General features: G+C 41.4%; 19 protein-coding genes and 1 pseudogene. 11 read left to right on the top strand and 9 right to left on the bottom strand.

The window, feature by feature from the left end:
- The first annotated feature begins 273 nt into the window (after positions 1-273).
- Positions 274-882, top strand: a complete 609-nt coding sequence (locus AC4MCC_RS07135) for a TetR/AcrR family transcriptional regulator (protein ID WP_005235816.1) — start codon at positions 274-276, stop codon at positions 880-882.
- Between the two features lie 53 nt (positions 883-935).
- On the opposite strand, the gene AC4MCC_RS07130 is transcribed toward AC4MCC_RS07135, so the two are convergent.
- The 4 genes from AC4MCC_RS07130 to cysK all read right to left on the bottom strand — a co-directional run bounded on the left by AC4MCC_RS07130 (position 936) and on the right by cysK (position 5,494).
- Positions 936-1,133 (bottom strand): heavy-metal-associated domain-containing protein, encoded by a 198-nt coding sequence (locus AC4MCC_RS07130; protein WP_034704558.1) that lies wholly within the window; start codon positions 1,131-1,133, stop codon positions 936-938.
- 57 nt (positions 1,134-1,190) lie between these two features.
- Positions 1,191-1,622: a Cu(I)-responsive transcriptional regulator gene (gene cueR / locus AC4MCC_RS07125; protein WP_491880078.1), complete on the bottom strand. Its 432-nt coding sequence runs from the start codon at positions 1,620-1,622 to the stop codon at positions 1,191-1,193.
- Positions 1,622-4,312 (bottom strand): heavy metal translocating P-type ATPase, encoded by a 2,691-nt coding sequence (locus tag AC4MCC_RS07120; RefSeq protein ID WP_491880079.1) that lies wholly within the window; start codon positions 4,310-4,312, stop codon positions 1,622-1,624. Before AC4MCC_RS07120 ends, cueR begins: the two co-directional genes overlap by 1 nt.
- 183 nt (positions 4,313-4,495) lie before the next feature.
- Positions 4,496-5,494, bottom strand: a complete 999-nt coding sequence (gene cysK, locus AC4MCC_RS07115; RefSeq protein WP_491880080.1) for a cysteine synthase A — start codon at positions 5,492-5,494, stop codon at positions 4,496-4,498.
- A gap of 291 nt (positions 5,495-5,785) precedes the next feature.
- Here cysK and AC4MCC_RS07110 point away from each other — a divergent pair, with 291 nt between their 5' ends.
- The 5 genes from AC4MCC_RS07110 to AC4MCC_RS07090 all read left to right on the top strand — a co-directional run bounded on the left by AC4MCC_RS07110 (position 5,786) and on the right by AC4MCC_RS07090 (position 10,840).
- Positions 5,786-6,106: an ArsR/SmtB family transcription factor gene (locus tag AC4MCC_RS07110; protein WP_104426093.1), complete on the top strand. Its 321-nt coding sequence runs from the start codon at positions 5,786-5,788 to the stop codon at positions 6,104-6,106.
- A 206-nt stretch (positions 6,107-6,312) separates the two neighbouring features.
- Entirely contained in the window at positions 6,313-8,061 is a 1,749-nt protein-coding gene (locus AC4MCC_RS07105) for a SulP family inorganic anion transporter (RefSeq protein ID WP_491880081.1), read from the top strand.
- Between the two features lie 313 nt (positions 8,062-8,374).
- The gene (gene sstT / locus AC4MCC_RS07100) at positions 8,375-9,571 is read left to right on the top strand and encodes a serine/threonine transporter SstT (RefSeq protein ID WP_004785593.1); all 1,197 of its coding nucleotides are present in this window, start codon (positions 8,375-8,377) and stop codon (positions 9,569-9,571) included.
- A 42-nt stretch (positions 9,572-9,613) separates the two neighbouring features.
- Complete coding sequence (locus tag AC4MCC_RS07095; protein ID WP_104426089.1) at positions 9,614-10,288, top strand: YoaK family protein; 675 nt, start codon at positions 9,614-9,616, stop codon at positions 10,286-10,288.
- A 15-nt stretch (positions 10,289-10,303) separates the two neighbouring features.
- A complete protein-coding gene (locus AC4MCC_RS07090) occupies positions 10,304-10,840 on the top strand; it encodes a DUF2058 domain-containing protein (RefSeq protein ID WP_104426088.1) in 537 nt (178 codons plus the stop codon).
- Between the two features lie 196 nt (positions 10,841-11,036).
- Here the strand turns inward: AC4MCC_RS07090 and AC4MCC_RS07085 are convergent.
- The 3 genes and pseudogenes from AC4MCC_RS07085 to AC4MCC_RS07075 all read right to left on the bottom strand — a co-directional run bounded on the left by AC4MCC_RS07085 (position 11,037) and on the right by AC4MCC_RS07075 (position 12,228).
- Positions 11,037-11,366 (bottom strand): annotated as a pseudogene (locus tag AC4MCC_RS07085) (hypothetical protein).
- Between the two features lie 33 nt (positions 11,367-11,399).
- Positions 11,400-11,870: an IS5/IS1182 family transposase gene (locus tag AC4MCC_RS07080; protein ID WP_005252359.1), complete on the bottom strand. Its 471-nt coding sequence runs from the start codon at positions 11,868-11,870 to the stop codon at positions 11,400-11,402.
- The gene (locus AC4MCC_RS07075; protein WP_171065633.1) at positions 11,818-12,228 is read right to left on the bottom strand and encodes a transposase family protein; all 411 of its coding nucleotides are present in this window, start codon (positions 12,226-12,228) and stop codon (positions 11,818-11,820) included. Before AC4MCC_RS07075 ends, AC4MCC_RS07080 begins: the two co-directional genes overlap by 53 nt.
- A gap of 466 nt (positions 12,229-12,694) precedes the next feature.
- Here AC4MCC_RS07075 and AC4MCC_RS07070 point away from each other — a divergent pair, with 466 nt between their 5' ends.
- The 5 genes from AC4MCC_RS07070 (at position 12,695) to AC4MCC_RS07050 (ending at position 19,353) form a co-directional block, all read left to right on the top strand.
- Positions 12,695-13,954: a mechanosensitive ion channel family protein gene (locus tag AC4MCC_RS07070; RefSeq protein WP_491880082.1), complete on the top strand. Its 1,260-nt coding sequence runs from the start codon at positions 12,695-12,697 to the stop codon at positions 13,952-13,954.
- A gap of 248 nt (positions 13,955-14,202) precedes the next feature.
- Positions 14,203-16,059 (top strand): ABC transporter ATP-binding protein, encoded by a 1,857-nt coding sequence (locus tag AC4MCC_RS07065; RefSeq protein WP_491880083.1) that lies wholly within the window; start codon positions 14,203-14,205, stop codon positions 16,057-16,059.
- 380 nt (positions 16,060-16,439) lie between these two features.
- Entirely contained in the window at positions 16,440-17,468 is a 1,029-nt protein-coding gene (locus AC4MCC_RS07060; RefSeq protein ID WP_104426084.1) for an AraC family transcriptional regulator, read from the top strand.
- Positions 17,469-17,550: 82 nt separating this feature from the next.
- Positions 17,551-17,925, top strand: a complete 375-nt coding sequence (gcvH, locus tag AC4MCC_RS07055) for a glycine cleavage system protein GcvH (RefSeq protein WP_104426083.1) — start codon at positions 17,551-17,553, stop codon at positions 17,923-17,925.
- A 252-nt stretch (positions 17,926-18,177) separates the two neighbouring features.
- Complete coding sequence (locus tag AC4MCC_RS07050; RefSeq protein ID WP_491885808.1) at positions 18,178-19,353, top strand: MFS transporter; 1,176 nt, start codon at positions 18,178-18,180, stop codon at positions 19,351-19,353.
- A 74-nt stretch (positions 19,354-19,427) separates the two neighbouring features.
- Here the strand turns inward: AC4MCC_RS07050 and AC4MCC_RS07045 are convergent, their stop codons facing one another.
- Both AC4MCC_RS07045 and AC4MCC_RS07040 read right to left on the bottom strand, forming a co-directional pair.
- A complete protein-coding gene (locus AC4MCC_RS07045; RefSeq protein ID WP_125278619.1) occupies positions 19,428-20,624 on the bottom strand; it encodes a PilT/PilU family type 4a pilus ATPase in 1,197 nt (398 codons plus the stop codon).
- A gap of 406 nt (positions 20,625-21,030) precedes the next feature.
- On the bottom strand, positions 21,031-22,209 hold the full coding sequence (locus AC4MCC_RS07040) for a PilT/PilU family type 4a pilus ATPase (RefSeq protein ID WP_491885807.1): 1,179 nt from the start codon (positions 22,207-22,209) through the stop codon (positions 21,031-21,033).
- Positions 22,210-22,437: the final 228 nt, after the last annotated feature.

Genomic DNA, 22,437 nt, shown 5'->3' with positions numbered 1-22,437 from the left:
GGTCTGGGTTTAAAACGAAAATATGATTCAGCTTTATGCCCTAAAACCATAAATCAAATATATTGAAAATGGAATTTTATTTAGCAAAGTTGATCTCAAGGGTTCAATTTTCTTGACAATATTTTTAGCGCAGCTGTATATGACTTTTTTCTACAATAAATGTTGAATAAATATACGAATTTAGATAAATATCACGACCTTAGTTTTATAGCTATACCTGTGAAAATAGCATATTCTTAGTAGGTTCCTTTTCTAAAATGATGAGTCAAGAAGATGACGACTGTAAGACAGCAGAACTTCCTTCTTCGTAAAGAGAAGATCCTGAGCATGGCAGAAAGTCTACTGCTTGATAATAATCAGGACATCACCTTGAGTGAACTTGCTGAAGAACTGGACATCGCCAAAGGAACCATCTACAAGCATTTTAAAAGCAAGAACCAGTTATATTTAGAACTCATCATTCTGAATGAAAAAAGAATTCTGGCAATTTCCGATAAATATAATAACGATATTAAAAATTATGTTTCGCAATATATGCTTTATCACATGCTCAATTCAAACCGGACTATTTTGCTGCATGTTATTGAAGAGCGTTTAACCAATAATGAAAAAAACCTGAAAGAGTTATTTCAGGAACTCTACCGTATTCGTGAAGAACGGATTATCCGCATTAAAGATATGACCCATGATTATCTGGTGTCTTTAGACAGTGCCATGTCAATCCGGGATTATTTATCTTATATCTGGACAGTCACTTATGGCGCTTCATTATTATTAAATTCGACCAGTTATCAAAAAGCGATTGGTTCGCGTGAACGCCTGATTAAGCTATATATTAATCAGGCATTGATGACGCCAGATAAAATATCGGCAGTTTCATAAAAAATGCCTAATCATAATTAGGCATTTTAGAATTATCTTTTAAATAGTACATATCAAGCCATAGTTTCAGGCGGGAAGCCATCTTCAGTTAATGCCGCGATAATCTCAGATTCGCTTGCACTCGATTCAACTTCCACCATTTTACTGACCACATCAACATCTACTTTAGCATTTTCATCCAGCTCCTGAATGGTTGCAGTCACACTACGCGCACAACCACCACAAGTCATATTTTCAATACGGAATTTCATCTTGATCTCCCTTTGATCAGTTTAAATTTGGGTTAAGCGAATTTTAATACAAGCCTATTAATCTGCTTTGATAAGCATTTTCGCAGTTTTCCCATGTGACACACCCTGCTCAATCTGTTTCAGGATCTGGCAGTCAGACTGTTCATTTCCAGCACACTGCGCAACCGATTGCTGCAAAATTTTCATCATATTTTGCATATCCGCAATTTTCTGTTGCAGTAACTCGATATGCTTTTGCGCCAACTGTTTGACATCACTGCTGTGTCTGGCATCGTTCAGCCACAGGCCGAGCAATTCTTTCATCTGCTCGGAAGAAAAACCCAATTCACGCGCATGCTGAATAAAACTTAAAGTCTTGATGTCATCGTCACTATAAATGCGATAACCCGAGTCGCTACGTTTAGGATTGGGTAATAAACCGATATCTTCATAATAACGGATCATTTTGGCCGAGATCCCGGAGCGTTTCGCGGCCTGTCCAATATTCATTACACTGCCTCCTTCAACTGGATCGGCTGATAAGTCTTTAAACGAAGCGCATTGCTGACCACAAAGACTGAGGATAACGCCATTGCACCTGCTGCAAACATCGGTGATAACAAAATACCGAAGAATGGATATAGTAGACCTGCAGCAATCGGAATCAAGGCAATATTATAAACAAAGGCCCAGAACAGGTTCTGTTTGATATTGCGCATGGTTGCTTGACTCAGGCCAATACCGGTTGCCACATGCTGTAAATTTCCTGACATCAGTACCACATCTGCTGCTTCAATTGCGACATCCGTACCAGTTCCTATTGCCATCCCGACATCGGCCTGAGCCAAGGCAGGTGCATCATTAATCCCGTCACCGACAAAAGTGACGATGCCATGTTGCTGTTGGAGTTGATGTACCGCATCGACTTTTTCATTAGGTAAAACTTCGGCAATGACATGGTCAATCTTCAACTGTCTGGCAATGGCCTGTGCAGTATGCTGGTTATCACCGGTAATCATGGCGATCTTTAAGCCTTGATCATGTAAGGCCTGAATCGCACTATAGGTTGTGACTTTAATCGGATCAGCCACAGCAATAATGGCAGCCAACTGCTGATCTATAGCGACATATAAAGGAGTACGTCCCTGTTCGCCTAACTGTTGTGCTTTCTCTTTAAAAATATCGACACTTAAACCCAATTGCTGCATCAGGCGCACTGCGCCAATATGAATTTGCTGACCTGAAACTTGAGCTTTCACGCCTGCACCGGTGATTGAATCAAAATCACTGACTTCAGGTAGTTGCAACTGTTGTGCTTTCGCAGCTTCCACAATCGCATGGGCAATGGGATGTTCAGACTTGGCTTCCACTGCTGCGACCATTTGCAATACTGTTTGCTGCTCAAAACCAGACGTCACTGCAAAATCGGTCAGGGCTGGTTTTCCTTCAGTTAAGGTTCCGGTTTTATCTACCGCCACAACTCTGGTTTGCTGTAAGAGTTGCAATGCTTCTCCTTTACGGAACAATACACCCAGCTCTGCCGCCCGGCCGGTGCCGACCATAATAGATGTTGGCGTAGCCAGGCCCATTGCACAAGGACAGGCAATGATCAGTACCGCGACAGCATTGACCAGTGCATAAGTCAGATTCGGTTCAGGACCCAACAGGAACCAGACAATAAAGGTCAAAGTCGCGAGAAGCATCACAGCCGGCACAAACCATAAGGTCACTTTATCGACTGCCGCCTGAATCGGAAGCTTTGCACCTTGTGCCTGTTCCACCATATGAATAATCTGAGCCAGGACTGAATCTTGACCAACCGCAGTCGCCTTGATTTGCAAGGTGCCATTCTGATTTACCGTTCCGCCAATCACCCGATCCCCAGCCTGTTTAGCCACCGCTAAAGGTTCACCGCTGATCATGGCTTCATCAATATAACTTTGACCAGAAATGACTTCACCATCAACCGCGGCTTTCTCACCCGGACGAATCTCGATCAGCATACCCTGCTGTACATCAGCAACCGCCAGATCAACCCAAGTTCCATTTTGCTGTACTCGGGCGGTTTTTGGTTGCAAGCCAACCAGATATTGAATCGCTTCAGAGGTTTTACCTTTGGCTCGGGCTTCCAGATAACGTCCCAGTAAGATCAAGGCAATAATCACAGCCGCTGCTTCGAAATACACATGTACAGTGCTTTGCGGCAATAATTGCGGAAAAAACGTAGAAATGCAGGAAAATCCATAAGCGGCTATTGTTCCCACGGCAACCAGAGAATTCATATCGGGCGCTAGTCGCAATAATGCCGGAATCCCATGCTGATAAAAACGCCGTCCCGGAATCAGCAAGACCAGAGTGGTCAGCACAAACTGGATATACCAGCTGTTTTGGGTACCTAGCGTATGTGCAATCCAGTGATGAAAGGCAGGAATCAGATGTGAACCCATTTCCAGAATAAACACCGGAACAGCTAAAATTAGCGCCAACCATAAGTCACGTTTTAGCTGTTCAGTTTCAGCGGTTTTCTTTTCCTGAAATGCCGTCTGGGCATCGGTAGCCTGTGCATCTAATTTTGTATGGGCGTTATAGCCAGCTTTTTCGACGGCAGCAATTAAAGCTGGAAGCTGACTACGTGGCGCCTTGACCCAAGCTGTTTCAGTGGCGAGATTGACTTGGGCTTCACTTACCTGATCGACTTTTAATAAGGCCTTTTCTACACGTGCCACGCAGGAGGCGCAGGTCATTCCTTCAATAGCCAGTTCAATTCGGTCGGTTTGAATATCAAAGCCAGCTTTTTGTACAGCCTTGATCAATTGAGAAACAGCGAGAGGATGAATTACAGTGACATGAGCTTTTTCGGTTGCCAGATTAACCTGTGCATCCAGTACCTGATCGACTTTTTTCAAGGCTTTTTCAACACGAGCTACACAAGAGGCACAGGTCATGCCTTCAATATTTAAATCAAACTGCTGGATCACGGCTTCAAAACCGGTTTTATTGATAGCATTAACAAGTTGCGTTGCAGGAATGGGTTGTTCACTTTTAAAAAAAGCCTGTTCAGTGGAGAGATTAACGTTCGCTTCCACCACACCGTCAATTTTCTTTAAGGCTTTTTCCACACGAGCTACACAAGAGGCACAGGTCATTCCTGAAATCTGTACCTGCTGTTCGTACAACTGTGTGGTTGCTGGTGTATTCATTCTGCGCTCTCCATTCACCCATTCACTGCCTATGCTATAGCTTAAACATTACCATAATGGGAAGGTCAAGCTTCTGGTTTAAATTCTTGATCTTTCATTATATGAAGGCATAAAGTCCAATAAAAAAGCCCAAAGATGACTTCAGGCTTTTTCGAGATTTAGTGAAACTAATTTGTTAAATATTTACTCAGCAGAAATATCTTCAAAAAGAATTGAAGATAAATAGCGCTCACCACCATCTGGCAGAATCACCACGATATTTTTGCCTGCATTTTCAGGACGTGCAGCCAGTTGCGCAGCTGCAGCCATTGCAGCACCACTTGAAATACCCACCAAGATACCTTCTTGAGTCGCAGTTTTACGTGCCCATTCCACTGCATCGCTACTGGTAATGGCAATCACTTCATCGACCAGATCCAGATCCAGGTTCTTTGGAATAAAGTTTGCGCCAATACCCTGAATTTTGTGTGGTCCTGGAGTGAGCGTCTCGCCACGTTTTGCCTGACCAATAATGGCAGATTCAGCCGGCTCTACAGCAACTGAATAAATCGGCTTGTTTTTCACTTTTTCAAAAAAGCGTGAAATACCGGTAATCGTACCGCCTGTGCCTACACCCGCTACCAGAATATCGACATTACCTCCAGTCGCTTCCCAGATTTCAGGACCGGTCGTCTCTTCATGGATTTTCGGATTGGCTGGATTTTCAAACTGTTGTGGCAGGTAATACAGTTCAGGATTTTCATTCACCAAACGTTGTGCTTCTTCTACGGCACCTTTCATACCTTTGGCTGGATCTGTCAGTACCAGATTGGCACCTAAAGCCTTAACCACTTTACGGCGTTCTATACTCATGCTTGATGGCATAGTTAAGGTAATATCATAGCCTTTAGCCGCTGCTACAAATGCCAGCGCAATACCGGTATTACCACTGGTTGGCTCGACAATGTGCATGCCCGGCTTCAATTTACCTGACTTTTCTGCATCAGCAATCAAGGCTGCGCCAATACGGCATTTCACCGAAAATGCCGGGTTACGGCTTTCAATTTTCGCAAGTACAGTCGCTCCGCCTGAAATGACACGATTGATACGAACCAGAGGGGTATTACCAATTGCCTCTGCATTATTGCTATAAACCGCGATACCTAAATTGGCAGGTGTTGGAAAAGCTGAATCTGTAGTCATTAGAATATCCTTGATGTTATTCGCCAAGATGTATTTACATGATACAAGCATTTTCCGGCTTTGTAGATGCCTGAAACAAGATGGAATCACGATAGCAGTTTGAAATGAAACATCTTCTTCCTAAAAAACCGGAACACGATAAAATTATCTTATATTTTAATTAGTAAATTATAACTATTCTTGATAACACAATTCATTAAAAACCATAGTAATTCACGCTTTCTATCCATCAATTCACGCTGTTCGAGTCGTATAATTCGCGGGCTGTAATTGTATAAATGGACATAGTAAATGAAAACCGATCTTGAAATTGCCGCGATGCGGGATTCAGCTCAACAGGTTGTCGGTATTTTAAAGTTAATGGCCAATACGGACCGACTGCTCATTTTATGTCATCTCTCCCAAAATGAACTGAATGTCTCTCAAATTGAAGAGATTACCGACATCAGACAGCCAACCCTGTCTCAGCAGCTCATGATTTTGCGTAAAAGCGATGCGGTAAATACCCGTCGAGACGGTAAACAGATCTATTATTCGATCAAAGACCAGAACCTGGTAGAAATGTTAAAAAAGCTTTATCAAATCTACTGTGTAAATCAAGCAGTCGCTTAAAGCTGCAATTTACCTCATTCGTCCTGTTTTATTTTAAAGCGATCTGCCTGATTTAAATTTTCTCTACTGAGAGTTTTAAGTCTTTTGCCTTGATCCTTTGTCCTCTCATTCATTTTTTAAAATGTGAATGATCACCTATTTATATCCTAAGACTTCTTAGCAGAATTTGTGCATAATATATCTATATTTGTGATTTAGACCTGTATATGCCAAATTTTAAGTCTAGACTGCTCAATAGACTCCCTGCCTGGTCATGGTTAAGTCAGTACAGCCCAGTGAAATTAAAATCAGATGTACTGGCTGCCCTGATTGTCGTCGCGATGCTGGTACCCCAAGGGATGGCCTATGCCATGCTGGCAGGTTTGCCACCGATTATGGGACTCTATGCCAGTATTCTACCAATGATCATTTATGCCTTATTGGGCGGCAGTACGACCTTATCGATTGGACCAGTAGCCATCATTTCCATGATGACCTTTGCCACACTGAATCCATTATTTGAAGTGGGTTCTCCGGTCTATATTGAAGCGGCAACTTTATTGGCATTGATGGTCGGCATTATTTCCCTGCTTTTAGGTGTATTCCGTTTCGGCTTTTTAATTCAGCTGATCAGCCATCCGGTCATTCAGAGTTTTATTATTGCTTCGGCTCTATTGATTGCTTTTGGTCAGTTCAAGTTTCTGGTGGATTTACCTTTAAAAGCCAATAATATTCCCGAGCTGGTGAAAAGCCTGATTGAATATTTACCACTTTTGCATCTCCCGAGTCTGATCTTTGGCCTGCTTTCTATCGGTTTACTGGTTTATCTGCCGAAACTATTAAAATCTCAAGCAGTACAAAGCCGGATCGGTTCGACTGATTTTCTGGTTCGAGCAGTTCCACTGATTCTGGTTTTTCTCGGTATTGCAGCCGTTCTGTTTTTAGACTTAAAAGTTCAAGGCATTAAAACGGTCGGTGAAATTCCTTCAGGCTTTCCGCCTTTGTCTTTCCCACACTGGAACTGGGAGTTGGTGATGACCTTATTACCGGGTGCCAGCATGATTGCCATGATCAGTTTTGTGGAATCTCTCTCTATTGCTCAGGCAACGGCGCTACAGCAGCGTAGCAATTTGAACAGTAATCAGGAACTGATTGCGCTCGGTGTAGCCAATATCAGTGCCGGAATCAGTTCCACCTTTCCTGTAACCGGTAGTCTGTCACGTACTGTGGTTAATGCTGACGCTGGCGCCAAAACACCTTTGGCTGGCGTATTGTCTTCTTTATTGATTGTCGTGGTTAGTCTGTTTTTTACCAGCTTCTTTGAGGATCTGCCGCTGACCATTCTGGCTGCAACCATTATTGTGTCTATCTGGAAACTGGTCAATTTCCAGCCTTTCGTCGATGCCTGGCGTTATTCCAAAGCTGATGGCATTGCCATGTGGATTACTTTTTTTGGTGTGGTATTACTGGATATTACTACCGGTCTAATCGTCGGGATTATTTCGACCTTTATTCTTATGCTATGGCGCATCAGCCGCCCTCATATTGCAGTCGTGGGTCTGGTCGAAGGCACCCAGCATTTCCGGAATATCCAGCGTCATCAGGTGATGACTTCTGATCGGGTTCTATCTCTGCGTATTGATGAAAACCTAAGTTTTTTAAATGCGCATACTCTTAAAGGTTATCTGATTAATCAGTTAAGTTTAAATGACAAGTTAGAGCATGTGATTTTGAACTGCTCTAGTATTAGTGCGATTGACTTGAGTGCTTTGGAAACGCTGGAAGAGCTCAATGCTGAATTATCCAAACTAAATATTCGCCTGCACTTTGCAGAAGTGAAAGGCCCGGTATTCGACCGCTTGCAAGCCTCCAAACTCATGACACATTTGAGTGGCCGGATTTATCTAACCCATTTTCAGGCAATTCAGGATCTGGCTCCGGAAATCTTCGAGAAGCCTCAACATTATATGATTTAAGATTTTTTAATTCCTTGCATGATAGACATGCTGTCATGCAAAGAATTGAACTGAAACATAACTGGAAATGATTGATTTAAATTCTATATTCATTTAAAAAATAAAGATTAAAAACCAATCAGTAAATCTGGCTATTTCTAAGAATTTTGTATGGAAATAATACGATCAAGATAAAAAACCATCTTAATTATTTATTAATTTTCAGTCACTTAAATATTATCTAAAAATATATTTTAAGCGATCCTTAATTTAAGTATAAAATAACGCAAATTTTTTTCGCATTTAGCCCTCGTAATTTTCACAAGGCAACCTTATGTTTTCTGCCCTATCGCGTCTGAGTTTAGTCTCCCGAATCATCATCGCCATTATTCTAGGCGTTGGTGTGGCTCTGTTATTTCCTGAAGCTGCACCTTCCTTAAGCCTGTTGGGTGATCTGTTTATTAAGGCACTAAAATCCGTCGCGCCAGTTCTGGTTTTCATTCTGGTTCTTGCATCAATTGCAAATTTCCAGGTTGGCCAGACCAATTCAACGATAAGACCTATTATGCTGATGTATGCTGTCGGCATGTTCCTGGCAGCATTAAGCGCTGTGATCGCCAGTATTTTATTTCCAAGCACATTGTTCCTGGATATTGCAGCGCAAGGTGATTTACAGCCGCCAGGCAGCCTAGGTGAAATTCTCAAAAATCTGGTGCTGAGCTTTGTAGCGAACCCGGTGGTTGCCATTGCTGAAGCGAATTTTATTGGAATTCTGGCATGGTCAATTGCGTTAGGAATTGCCTTCCGTCATGCATCACACACAACTAAAACCTGTTTAAATGACGCTGCCAATGCAATCAATTATGTAATTCGTCTGGTGATCAGCTTTGCACCAGTCGGTATTTTTGGTCTGGTTGCCGTGACTTTTGCCGAAGCGGGCCTAGATACCTTGACCAGCTATGCGCATTTATTAGCTGTTCTGCTGGGTACCATGGTATTTGTAGCCTTGGTGATTAACCCGTTAATGGTCGGTTTCATTACCCGTCGTAATCCGTATCCACTGGTCTTTACCTGCTTACGTGAAAGTGGCATTACCGCGTTCTTTACCCGCAGTTCTGCTGCCAATATTCCGGTAAACCTGGACTTGGCAAAACGCTTAGGTGTGAAAGAGACTACTTCAAGCGTAGCAATTCCTTTAGGTGCAGCAATTAACATGGCCGGTGCATCAGTGACGATTACCGTGTTGTCTTTAGCTGCAGTAAATACTTTAGGTGTTAATGTTGACTTCACTACTATGCTAATTCTTTCTATCGTAGCGACTGTGTCTGCGTGTGGTGCTTCAGGTGTGGCGGGTGGTTCACTATTGCTGATTCCCGTGGCTTGTGGCCTGTTCGGGATTTCTTCAGATATCGCGATGCAAGTGGTGGCGATTGGTATGGTGATCAGTGTATTGCAGGACTCTACCGAGACTGCACTCAACTCATCTACCGATGTTTTATTTACAACAGCAGTAGACCGCGCTACAGATTGATTTTATATTGAAGAATCAAGATGTTTTTCTAATGATATTGCCATGCCATTACAGCGTTTACCATCGTGGGTTCAATTGGGTGCATTCTTCCTTGCGGTAAATGCCGGAATGATTAATGTATTAGGACTGGTGACCGTGTTGCATCAGTCCGTTTCACATATGACCGGTAACGTCAGTATGCTGGCGATGGCGCTGCTGGACTGGCAACCACGCCAGATTTTGTATCTGATTCTGGTTACGCTCTGTTATGTGATTGGCTCGATGTATAGCGGGCTGATTTTAGGAAATAGTCACTTTCGCTTGGGACGCCTGTATGGTTATCCTTTAAGCCTAGTGGCTTTTTTTATATTCATTTGCTGGCTGTTATTGCCCTATTTCCCGCGTTATGCCTTGTTATGGGCCTGTGTCGCGATGGGTGTACAAAATGCCATGGTCAGCCACTATAAAGGTGCGATTATCCGGACCACCCATTTGTCTGGTGTACTGACCGATTTAGGTCTGGCTATGGGCTATCGTCTGCGTGGTCTGGTCGTAGAATCCCGTAAAGTGATCCTGCATATGCTGATCTTGGCCGGCTTTTTGGTGGGTGGCATACTTGCCAGCTGGATTTATCCTTATTTAAAATTAAATGCATTCCTGGTCCCTACAGTGTTAAGCCTGCTGCTTAGCCTGACCTATTGGGTGATCTATTTACGTTATCGACATCAACACGACTAATTTCTGGAAGTTCTCATGGTTAAAAATGCATTACAGGCACAATTGTTAAAGGCAGGCCTGGTCGATAATAAAAAAGCCAAAAAACTGTCTAAACAGGCGGTACATGAAAAGCGCACAGGCGACAGTAAAGAAGCCGAAATCAAAGCCAAGATTGAGCAGGACAAACAGGAAAAGCTGGCTAAAGACCAAGCCATTGAACAGGCTAAAAAAGCCCAATTGCAGGAAAAAGAACTTAAAGCGGCGATCATGCAGATGATTAATCAGCATAAAATTCGTGATACGGATGGCGAGATCAGTTATCAGTTTATTGATGACAGCAAGATCAAGAAAGTTTATATCAACCAACAGATTTATAATGCACTAGTCGCTGGCAGTCTGGTGATTGCACGTGAAAATGAAAGTTATGCCTTCCTGCCTAAAGCTCTGGCAGATCGTATCAATTCAAAAATGGAAGGCTTTATCATTGTGAATAATTCAGAGAAAAATGAAGAAACCACTGATGAAGAAGATCCATATGCAGCTTATGTGATTCCTGATGATTTAATGTGGTAAGCACATTTTCCTTAAAAAGGAAAGCATAAATAAAAAACCGGCATATTTGCCGGTTTTTTTAATCTGTTTCATTAAGTCTATGTCAGCTTGCCTTTTGCATATTCTTGTTTTAATAGATAGCAAATTTCACTCAATTCAAATCCTATTTAATAACTTTAGATTTCATATAACGAGCCTTAAATGAAAGCGCTAATCACTAAAATTTAGTCTGTAAATACTCAATAAACCCCTCAATTTTCTTAATAACGTATAAGCAGATATGCAAAGGACTCACGTTATTTTGCTAAGCTTTTTCTACTCTATACTTTGCTCTTTCTAAGAGCGCTATTACATAATGTATAGAGCTTTTAAGAATTTTTTTCGGATCTTTTTTTGAATACAAGTAACGATCAATTTTTTCAAAAGATTCATCATTAACCACTATCTCCAATATAGTGTTATTAATTTCATGGCTTATTGATTGCTCAATATGTTCCAGTTCATAGGAATGTAGAACTTGTGCTATAACTATTTGAAGATTTTTCATTTTTAATGATTAAGATTAGACCTCTTTCATAAATCATTTTTTGCTCAGTTCCAAGTTGTAGATTCCAGCGATTAAATTGAATCTCAAACCAAGCCTTTTACCTCTATTTCGATAACGCTCAGCAAGGATTTTGAAGGTTTTCAGGCTGCCAAATACATGCTCAATTCCGATTCTTCTTTTATTGATTTCTTGATTATAGATTTTCAATTCAGGATCTAATTTACAGTGTCTTTTGGCTTTTAATGGCAACAGGCTATTCGGATACAACACATAAATCCCCTGATAGCCTTTATCTGCAAGGATAAAAGCCCCAAAAGGAATCTGGTTTAAATTGCGTTTGAACAACTCGAAATCATGCACTGCACCGCGACTGGTACATAAACTCAGAATTTTCTGAGTTTTGTAGTGAATCATGGCCTGTACTTTAAAGGTATGGGTCTTTTTCTTGCCGCTATAGCTTTTCTTCTGTTTTTTTAGGCCTTTGGATTGGAATTTCCGTGGCATCCACGATCACAACATGCCAGTCGATGCCTTCGCCCTCGGGTAAATCTTTGGGTAAGTTAAACAGATTGGACCGAATCAGGCAGTCTTCAACATGACGGACAATTCTTGAGGCTGTGGGCTCTGAAACCCCGTAACTCGTCGCAACGTGAAATAAGGTTCGGTATTCCCGCCAATAGCTCAGACAGAGCAGAACCTGATCCTCCAGGCTTAACTTGGGCGGTCTGCCTTTGGCAGAGACATGCTTCTGCAATTGCTCAACCATCAAATAGAAAGTTGACCATGAGATGCCTGTGTATCGCTTGAACTGAGGATCAGAAAGCTTGTTTGAATCGATGTATTTCATCCGCAGATTATGCACGAATGCTAAGAAATCCGGAGTGCAAATATTAACCAAAAAGAAGATCGTTTTTTGATTTATGAAAGAGATCTATTATATGATTTTAATCCTAGCACTATCGTAAGTATATAAAATGTAAAATAAACATTAAGTTATGTCGAATTAACATAATTAAACGCTATATTAAATTCTTTAATTCACTTTGACATTTTTAATTTTTTAAAGTTAGAAAAAATACAAGCTAGGCTGTTATATCAATTTTTCACGTTTCCTAGCCATTAACCGATCAATTTTTCATCTATTTATTCAATCTGAATTAATCTCAAGGAAGAAAAAACTATTCCGATAAAATAAAAACAAATGCCTGAATAGTGATTAAGTTCGCAGTCTCTAAGAAAGATATGTTTTAAAAGGTTATCCTGGATTAAAAAATTGCGTTTAAACCTATAAACTCTAACAAATTTTTTGAGTTAAAGAGAAAGATCAGTTGGAACAGTTTAATTTTATTCAGAATATTCGAGATTGGGCCGATCAGTACCCATGGCTGGAAATGTTATCTTCACTGAGTATTGTGATTTTACTGGCCATCCTTGCCAATGTGTTTGCCAAACAGATTGTCGTACGTGGCATTCGTCAACTGATTTCCAAAATGCCCTTTGCCAATAATCAGATTTTTGCTGAACATAGCGTGATTCGCCGGATTTCCAATATTGTTCCGGCAATCGTGATTATGAACGGGATTACCACAGTTCCACATTTATCCGACAAGGTACAAACTTTTGTACAAATGGGTGCTCAGGCATTTATTTTCCTGACCATTGCTCTGGCGCTCGGTGAATTATTGAATATCTTTAACCTGATCTATCAGCGCAATCCTAAGTCACGCAATAAGCCGATTAAAGGTTATTTACAGCTGGTCAAGCTGATCATCTTCATTGTTTGTGGCTTAATGATTTTAGGCACCTTCCTGAAAAAAGATGTATTCACCTTACTTGCCGGTTTTGGTGCGATGGCCGCTGTCCTGATGCTGGTTTTTCAAAATACCATTCTGTCACTGGTCGCTTCGGTTCAGATTTCATCTTATGACATGGTACGTATTGGTGACTGGATTGAAATGCCGACCCTAAATGCCGATGGTGATGTCATTGATATGTCATTACATACAGTGACTGTGCAGAACTTTGACAAGACAGTGACCACCATTCCAACCAATAAACTGGTGACTGATACCTTCAAAAACTGGCGCGGCATGCAGGAAGCGGGTGCCCGTCGAATCAAGCGTTCAATTCATATTGATCAAACCAGCGTGCATTTCATGACAGCTGAAGAACAGAACAAACTGAAAAGTTTCATCCTGCTTGATCAATATCTGAATACCAAATCAGAAGAGCTAGATAAATTTAACCAGCAGCTCCAGCACCATTCACAATACAACCAGCGCCGTCTGACCAATTTAGGCACGTTCCGCGCTTATTTGGAATTTTATCTGCAACAGCATCCTGGCATTGCCAAAGATTTCTCATTGATGGTGCGTCAGTTACAACCGACCAGCGAAGGTTTACCACTGGAAATTTATGCTTTCACCAATACGACGGTTTGGGCAGAGTATGAAAATATCCAGTCCGATATCATGGACCATATTCTGGCGATTATTCCGGAATTTGGATTGAAGGTGTATCAGGCGCCTTCTGGGAGTGATTTTAAGGAATCTTTTAATGCGAGTTCTTCATCTCCGATTATCACTTAAGCTAACCTCTTAACTTAAGCCCGAAATAATCTCTTATTTCGGGCTTTTTTATTCTCAGTATTTAAAACGATTTCAAGCTCTTATTTTTAGTTTTCATATCAGCTGGCATAAATCTGGCATGAGTTTCTGCTCTGCAACCTAAAGTTTGATTTAGTTAAACATTTGTGGCAATTTCACTCAAATTCAGACTTCAAAAAGCAGAATCCTTTATAATCCTCGCAAAGAAAATACATGATAAGAGTACGTGAATGTTTCGATGGCTTGAACGGCTGGTAGATCCCTATCCCACCAAAAACCTGAATCAACCCTTACCCACCAGGTTTTTCCCCTTTGTCTGGCAAGCAGCTTATGGGGTACGTCGTTATTTGCTGGTTCTGGTGCTGTGTACCGCAGGTGCAGCCAGTTTCGAGGCCTTACTGTATTCAAAAATTGGCGATCTGGTAAACTGGTTGAGCCAAAGTCAACCAGAAACTTTTTTAGATCAACATGCCAGCAACCTGACCTTATTAAGTATTATCTTGCTGGCCAATATCCTGTTTGCCAGTGCCCAGTCCCTGATCAAGCATCAGATTTTATATAGTAATTTCCCGATGCGTCTGCGTTGGCGCTTCCATAATTTATTGCTCAAACAGAGTTTGGACTTCTTCCATAATGATTTTGCCGGACGTTTATCGGCCAAAGTCATGCAAACGGCGCTGGCGATCCGAGAATTCTGGGTCATTTTGGGCGATATGCTGGCCTATGTGCTAATTTATTTCGTCACGATTAATATTGTTTTGGGTGCCATTTCACCCTTACTTATTTTGCCGCTTATGGTCTGGCTACTCTTGTTTATTTGTGCCGCCTGCTATTTCATTCCAAGATTAAGCAAGATTTCATCCTTACAAGCGGATGCGCGTGCAGTCATGACCGGACGTGTGACTGATGCCTATACCAATATTCAGACCGTAAAACTGTTTGCGCATGCAGGCCGAGAAAGTCAGTATGCCAAATCCTCCATGCAGGAATTTATGGTTACGGTATATAAACAGATGCGTCTGGGCGCTCAATACGAAATCAGCATTCTGATGCTAAGTGTTGTGCTATATGCAGGTGTGCTGGGAACTGCAATCTGGCTGTGGATGCAAGGTCAAGCTCAGCTCGGGATCATTGCAGCAACCACAGCGATGGTATTAAAGCTGAATAGTATTGCCGAGTTTATGATGTGGCAGACCTCTGCCCTGTTTGAAAATGTCGGTACTATTCAGGACGGGATGAAAACACTGGGACGTCGAATCAATATTCAAGACAAAGAAGATGCGAAAGAACTGGAACTGAAACACGGTGAGATTAAATTCGATAATGTCACTTTTGCCTATAATGAAAAACCGGTGATTGACCAGTTTAATCTGACCATTCGTCCGGGTGAAAAAATCGGCATCGTAGGTCGTTCCGGTGCCGGTAAATCGACTCTGATTCAATTGTTACTGCATTTCTATCATCTGAATCAGGGCCGTATTCTGATTGATGGTCAGGATATTGCCGATGTCACTCAGGATAGCCTGCGTAAAAATATTGCGCTGGTCACTCAGGATACGTCTTTGCTGCATCGTACCGTGGCTGAAAATATTAAATACGGCCGTCCGGATGCAACTGATGAAGAGATGTTTGAAGCTGTACGCAAGGCCAAAGCAGAAGAATTCATTCCAAATCTGACTGATTTGCGTGGCCGTAGAGGCTATGATGCTTATGTCGGTGAACGTGGCGTGAAGCTTTCTGGTGGACAGCGTCAACGTATTGCCATTTCCCGGGTATTCCTGAAAGATGCACCGATTCTGATTCTGGATGAAGCCACGAGTGCTCTGGATTCCGAGGTCGAAGCAGCTATTCAGAATAGTCTGGATGACTTGATGCAAGGTAAAACGGTTATTGCCATTGCGCATCGTCTTTCTACCATTGCGCAGATGGATCGTCTGATTGTGATGGATCAAGGGAAAATTGCCGAGCAAGGTACGCATGATGAACTGGTTGCCTTAAACGGAATCTATGCGCAGCTATGGCAGCGTCAAACCGGCGGGTTCTTGGTACAGCAACATCCCAAAACTGACAACTTGCACGAAGCATAATTGCTCTATCCAGTAGTAACTGACATCTACAACAGAAACCGAAGCGTTCTATTTGAGTCATTAGAATAGTAATGCTTCGGTTTGCTTTTATGTGAATATCGTCTATTCCATAAGAATTTTTTAAGTTTAGATTTTTCTAAAAGTGATCCTGTTTTGAATTAGAAGAAATCTGTAGCCTTAAAATTAAATCCCTAAAATATCTCTGTTTTACATTGATTTCCAACTTTAAATTAGGCTACTCTGCTTTAAGTTGATTGAAATCTGCTTGTGGAAATTGCCACAGCTTTGTCCAACAATTTTTATCAAGAAAATGGCTTTTTCATGCCAATATGAAGATGAAGTGAAAATAAAAAAATTTGAATGAGTGCAACGGATCGCGCATGAAAACAATAGCTCCTCGCCAAGACCAAGGTATTCCAGGTGTATACGGTCTCTTGCTTCTCGATGTCATTTCCCGCTGGGGGTATAATAATGAGTCGCTTTTTAAGCCTTTTGGCCTGACCAGTGAACAGTTGGCAGATCCTGATTACCGTATTCCGACACCAGTCGCCAATGAACTGGTCAAGCATGCCCTGAAACTCACTGGTGAACCGACACTGGGTTATCACTTAGGTACCCAGATGCGGATTTCAATTCATGGCTTTATCGGTTATGCCATCATGACGGCGAATAATATTACCGAAGCTCTGGTGCTGGCGAATCGATTCATTCAGTTACGTTTACCCTTCCTGCAGTTATTTTTCTCGACCTTTGGCGCTAAGGCAACGGTACAGCTGCAAACTGATATCCAGCTTGAACCGCTTCGTACCGAAATTTCGATTGCCCTGATGATTGGTCTGATCAGTATGGCTAAGGCTATTACCGGGGTTAACGATGCAACTGGTGAAATCGACTTCGATTTCAAAAAGCCGGAAGGCTTTGAACGCTTCATGGCGAAATTTCCTACGCACCAGTTCCGTTTTGAACAGCCGCATTTAATTTTAAGCTTTGATAAAAGCTACCTGATGAACAAGTTGGTACATGCCGATCCAATTGCCAGCCAGATTGCGATTAACCAATGTGAAGCTGAATTATCTGCACTTGGTGAACGACACCGGATTGCCATGCGGGTACGAGATATCCTGACTCATTCCGAACAGCATTATCTGAGTATTGAAAGTGTAGCTGAACGCCTGCATATGTCAGATCGAACCTTAAAGCGTCAGTTGGCCGCTGAAGGTACTTCTTTCTCTACGCTGGTGGATGAAGTGCGCTACCGGCATGCCACTTCCTTATTATCCCGTACAGACTTTACTCTGGAGCAGATCGCTGATGAACTTGGCTATAGTGATGTGGCCAATTTTAGTCGGGCGTTTAAGCGCTGGAGTGGTCGTAGCCCGAGCAACTGGCGTAAAGATCCTTATTTATAAGCAAGGATAAACCTTTTGTTTTGACCAAAAAGAATGTATAAAACATATCAAAAATGATCTTAAGATTTTTAGGGAGTTATCAATGAATCATCCTTCAGAATTAAAGTACGCAAGTACACATGAATGGGTACGCATTGAGGGTGATCTTGTTGTGACCGGTATTTCCGACCATGCACAGGATGCATTAGGTGATCTGGTTTATGTAGAAGCACCAGATCTTGACTCACATATTACTGCGGGCGAACAGGCTGGCGTGGTTGAATCAGTGAAAACCGCTTCTGATATTCATGCGCCTGTCTCTGGTACAGTCGTTGAAATCAATGCTGCACTTGAAGATGATCCTGACTTCATTAATGATGACCCGTATGGCAAAGGCTGGATCTATAAAATCAAACCGGACAATATGGCAGATGTAGAAAAGCTACTGTCTAATACAGAATATGAAGCTGGCCTATAAGCTACTTTGATTTAGTATGGAAAAATAAGAATCAGCCTGTGGGCTGATTTTTTTACGCATTGAAAACTTCGTATTTAAAGCTCACCATCAAATACAATGTATTTATATGGGAATTTTATTGTATTTTTCACACATTTTTCTTAAAGTCTTTGCTGTGCCTGCTATTACACTCATCAGAGAGCTCAGGCTGCTTTATAAAAATAATATTCATGCTCACCGCAGCATTTCCCTATAGATCAATTTAGGAAAATTATGAAATCCAATCTATTGCCTTTATGGACCAAGCCTTTTGTGCTGTGTCTGGCCAATAACCTGTTTTTATTTATTTTCTATTTTGCACAAACCACGATTTTACCGATTTATATCCTGAAAGAATTAGGCGGAAACTTAGCTCAGGCTGGTCTTGCCATGACCTTGTTCATGATTTCAGCGATTGCGGTACGTCCATTTAGTGGCCTGATTATTGAAAAATTGGGTATCCGTAAAACCCTGATTGTTTCTGGAATCTTTTTCAGTTTATTTTCTTTAACCTACTTGCTTGCCGATCAGCTGACGACCTTATTTATCATCCGTTTTTTGCATGGGATCTGGTTTAGTATTTTGACTACAGTCTGTGTTCCTGTGGTGAATCAGTTTATTCCAGAACAGCGTAAAGGCGAAGGCATGGGCTATTACGTCATGTCAGTCAATCTGGGTATTGTTCTAGGACCTTTGATTGGCTTAAGTCTGATTGAATACTGGTCTTATTTTCAGATCACAACATTGCTGATTGCATTAGTTTTTATCGGATTTGCTTTCTGCTTAATGATTCCGGTCAAGGAGCCTGAGAACATCATTCAAACTATTCCTGAGAAAAAAGGACTGGTGTTGTCTGATGTTGTAGAAAAGAAAGCGCTGCCTGTTGCTGTTCTGGCAGCTCTGATTTCCTTCTCTTATGCCAGCATCATGTCTTTTATCGCGCCTTTTGCTGCCAGTAAAAATCTAATGACTTATGCCAGCTTATTCTTTGTCGTATTCGCCATTTCCATGATGAGTTTACGTCCGATTACCGGAAAAATTTACGATCGTAAAGGCCCACAATATGTGATTTATCCTGCGCTATTAGTATTTAGTTTAGGACTCTTTTTACTGAGTCAGATTCAGACCCTATGGGGATTCCTGCTGGCTGCGGTATTAATTGGTGTTGGTTTTGGCAGCGCACAACCTTGCATCCAGACACTAGCCATTCAACGTGCACCGAAACACCGGATTGGGTATGCGACTTCGACCTTTTATACCTTCTATGATGTAGGAATTGCAGTCGGCTCGTTACTGATTGGGGCGCTTATTGCCACTTATAGTTATCAGTTCGCTTTTATTCTGTGTGGTTTACTCACCTTATGCAGTATCGTTTACTTTAAATTGGTCGTTCAAGTTAAGACTGCCTAATACAAGTTAGTGTCTAAATATAATAAAAAACAGGCAGATGAACTGCCTGTTTTAATTCTGACGCGAAGATGTACTTATTCAGATGCTGAAGTATTTTCCTGTTCTTTCTCTTCAGCTTTCGGCTCTTGCATCATCGTGAATTGTGTTGCTTCTCCGGCAGCAGGATTATCTTGGCGGTTGCTTTTCAGCTTGATTTGTAAACGTAATTCATTAGTCGAATCGGCGTTACGCAATGCTTCCTCATAAGAAATCGCACCCTCATTATACAGGTCAAATAAGGCCTGATCGAAAGTCTGCATGCCCAGTTCACGAGATTTGCCCATGATGGCTTTCAGCTCATGAAACTCACCTTTTAAAATCAGATCAGAAATCAAAGGTGTATTTAACATGATTTCAATCGCAGCACGTCGGCCTTTCCCATCCTGAGTACGAATCAGGCGCTGGGAAATAATTGCCTTCATATTAGAAGATAAATCCATTAATAACTGATTACGGCGTTCTTCCGGGAAGAAGTTAATAATCCGATCCAAAGTCTGGTTAGCATTATTGGAATGCAGTGTGCCCAGACATAAATGTCCGGTTTCAGCAAAGGCAATTGCGTGTTCCATGGTTTCGGTATCGCGAATCTCACCGATCAGAATCACATCAGGAGCCTGACGTAAGGTATTTTTCAGCGCATTGTGCCAGGAATGACAATCGACCCCAACTTCACGGTGAGTAATCATAGATTTCTTGTGTTTATGCACATATTCCACCGGATCTTCCACGGTAATGATATGCCCTGCAGAATTTTCATTGCGGTAGTCGATCATCGCTGCCAAAGAGGTCGATTTACCTGAACCTGTTCCTCCCACAACCAGTACCAGACCGCGTTTTTCCATAATCACGTGTTTCAATGATTCTGGTAATTTCAGTTTCTGGAAATTTGGAATTTCTGCCGTAATGGTCCGGATTACCATCCCGACCTGAAGCTGTTGTACAAAAACATTTACCCGGAAGCGCGATACACCCGGTACAGTAATCGCGAAGTTACATTCCAGTTCAGCTTCAAACTCTTGACGCTGTTTATCATTCATCAAGCTATAAGCAAACAGTTTGGTTTTTTCAGCAGTAAGAATTTGTTGTCCAAAGGGCTTCATTAAGCCCTGATGTTTAATACTCGGTGGAAAATCTGCGGTAATAAATAAGTCTGAGCCCCCATATTCCACTACTTTGGTCAGCATGTGATGCATGAATTTTTTTGCTTCGTCCAACAGTTCTGCCGTGAACATTCTCTTCCCCTGGAAATACACAATTACATGAATTTAAATGCTTGATTCATGCCAATATCATTTGATTTTTATTGTGCAGCGTTTTTTTTAAAGCCTCAAATAGATTTGATTTATAAAGAAAATATTTTTGGAATATTATGTGATGAAGTTTAACAAAATATCAATTAACTAGGCAAAATTTGCATTTTAAAAACTACTTCATTTTAAAAGAATATTACGATGAAAAAGATCATATTCAGGATATAAATGCAGACAAGGTTAAATTAAATTCGTCAGGCAAGGAAGGATAGAATTGAATATCTAGATAGGTGACTGAAAGCTGCCTTGCTTAAAAGCCACCATTAAAGAAGATTTATGACTCAGTTCTATTGAGCTGAATGGCAGTCTGTTTATTAAAAAGCAAAGATTAGTCAGGTGAAAGTGCACGCGATCTGGACTGTTCCAGAAGTGAAATCTGGGCATTTTCTACCTGTAAAACAGGATTGATACGACTACTCTTTAATTTGATTTGTAAACGTAATTCATTACTGGAGTCTGCATTACGCAAGGCTTCTTCATAAGAAATAATGTCTTGGTTATATAAATCAAATAATGCCTGATCAAAGGTTTGCATGCCCAGTTCCCGCGAACGAGCCATAATCGTTTTAAGTTCATGGAATTCACCTTTACGAATCAGGTCAGAAACTAAAGGGGTATTTTGCAGAATTTCTACCGCAGCCCGACGACCTTTACCATCTTCAGTGCGAATTAGCCGCTGAGAAATCACGGCTTTGATATTAGCTGATAAATCTAGCAGTAACTGATTACGGCGTTCTTCTGGGAAGAAGTTAATAATCCGGTCCAGTGCCTGATCGGCATTATTAGAATGGAGTGTGGCAAGACATAAATGGCCAGATTCAGCAAAGGCAATTGCATGCTCCATACTGTCTGTATCCCTGATTTCGCCAATCACGATGACGTCAGGTGCCTGCCGCATGGTATTAATCAGTGCATTGTGCCAGGAAACACAATCCACACCAATTTCGCGCTGGGTGATCATCGATTTTTTATGCTGATAGACATATTCCACCGGATCTTCAATCGTAATAATATGCCCCTCAGTATGCGTATTACGGTAATCAATCATGGCTGCCAACGTAGTTGATTTTCCGACACCCGTTGCACCGACTACCAATACCAGACCACGTTTCTGCATAATGACCTGTCGCAATGAATCCGGTAAGCCTAACTGCTCAAAGCTTGGAATATCGGTCGTAATGACCCGAATCACCATGCCCACATTATGCTGTTGCTGGAAGACATTAACCCGGAAACGAGACACATTCGGGATGCTAATACTAAAATTGCATTCCATCACCGATTCAAATTCCTGAATCTGTCGCTCGTTCATCAAGGCATAAGCAAACAAACGGGTCTTATCGGCGGTCAGCTTCTGCTGACCAAATGGTTTCATTAACCCTTGCTGTTTGATACTGGGCGGGAAATCAGCTGTAATAAAAAGATCGGAACCACCATATTCCACGACTTTGGTCAGCATATGGTGCATAAATTTACGTGCTTCATCGAGTAATTCAGTTGTATACATAGCAAGCTTCCCGGGATCATTACTCATCCGCTGTTTAAAAACAGTATCAGGCTGACCTCTAATAAATTATTGTTATTGTTTATTTTTTTAAATTAATTTTTTCTTATTCAATATTTAAAAACTTTTAACACTCATTATTTTAATTTTAAAAAGATCGAATATGTTGCTTTCAGCATTTAGAAAAATACTTCTGAACAACCATATCCGGTCATAATTTCTTTCCCCAAC

This window comes from Acinetobacter sp. CAU_H_56 (genome assembly GCF_058599425.1).
The sequence above is the reverse complement of the archived record's forward strand: the minus strand, read 5'-3'. Positions and strand labels throughout refer to the sequence as shown.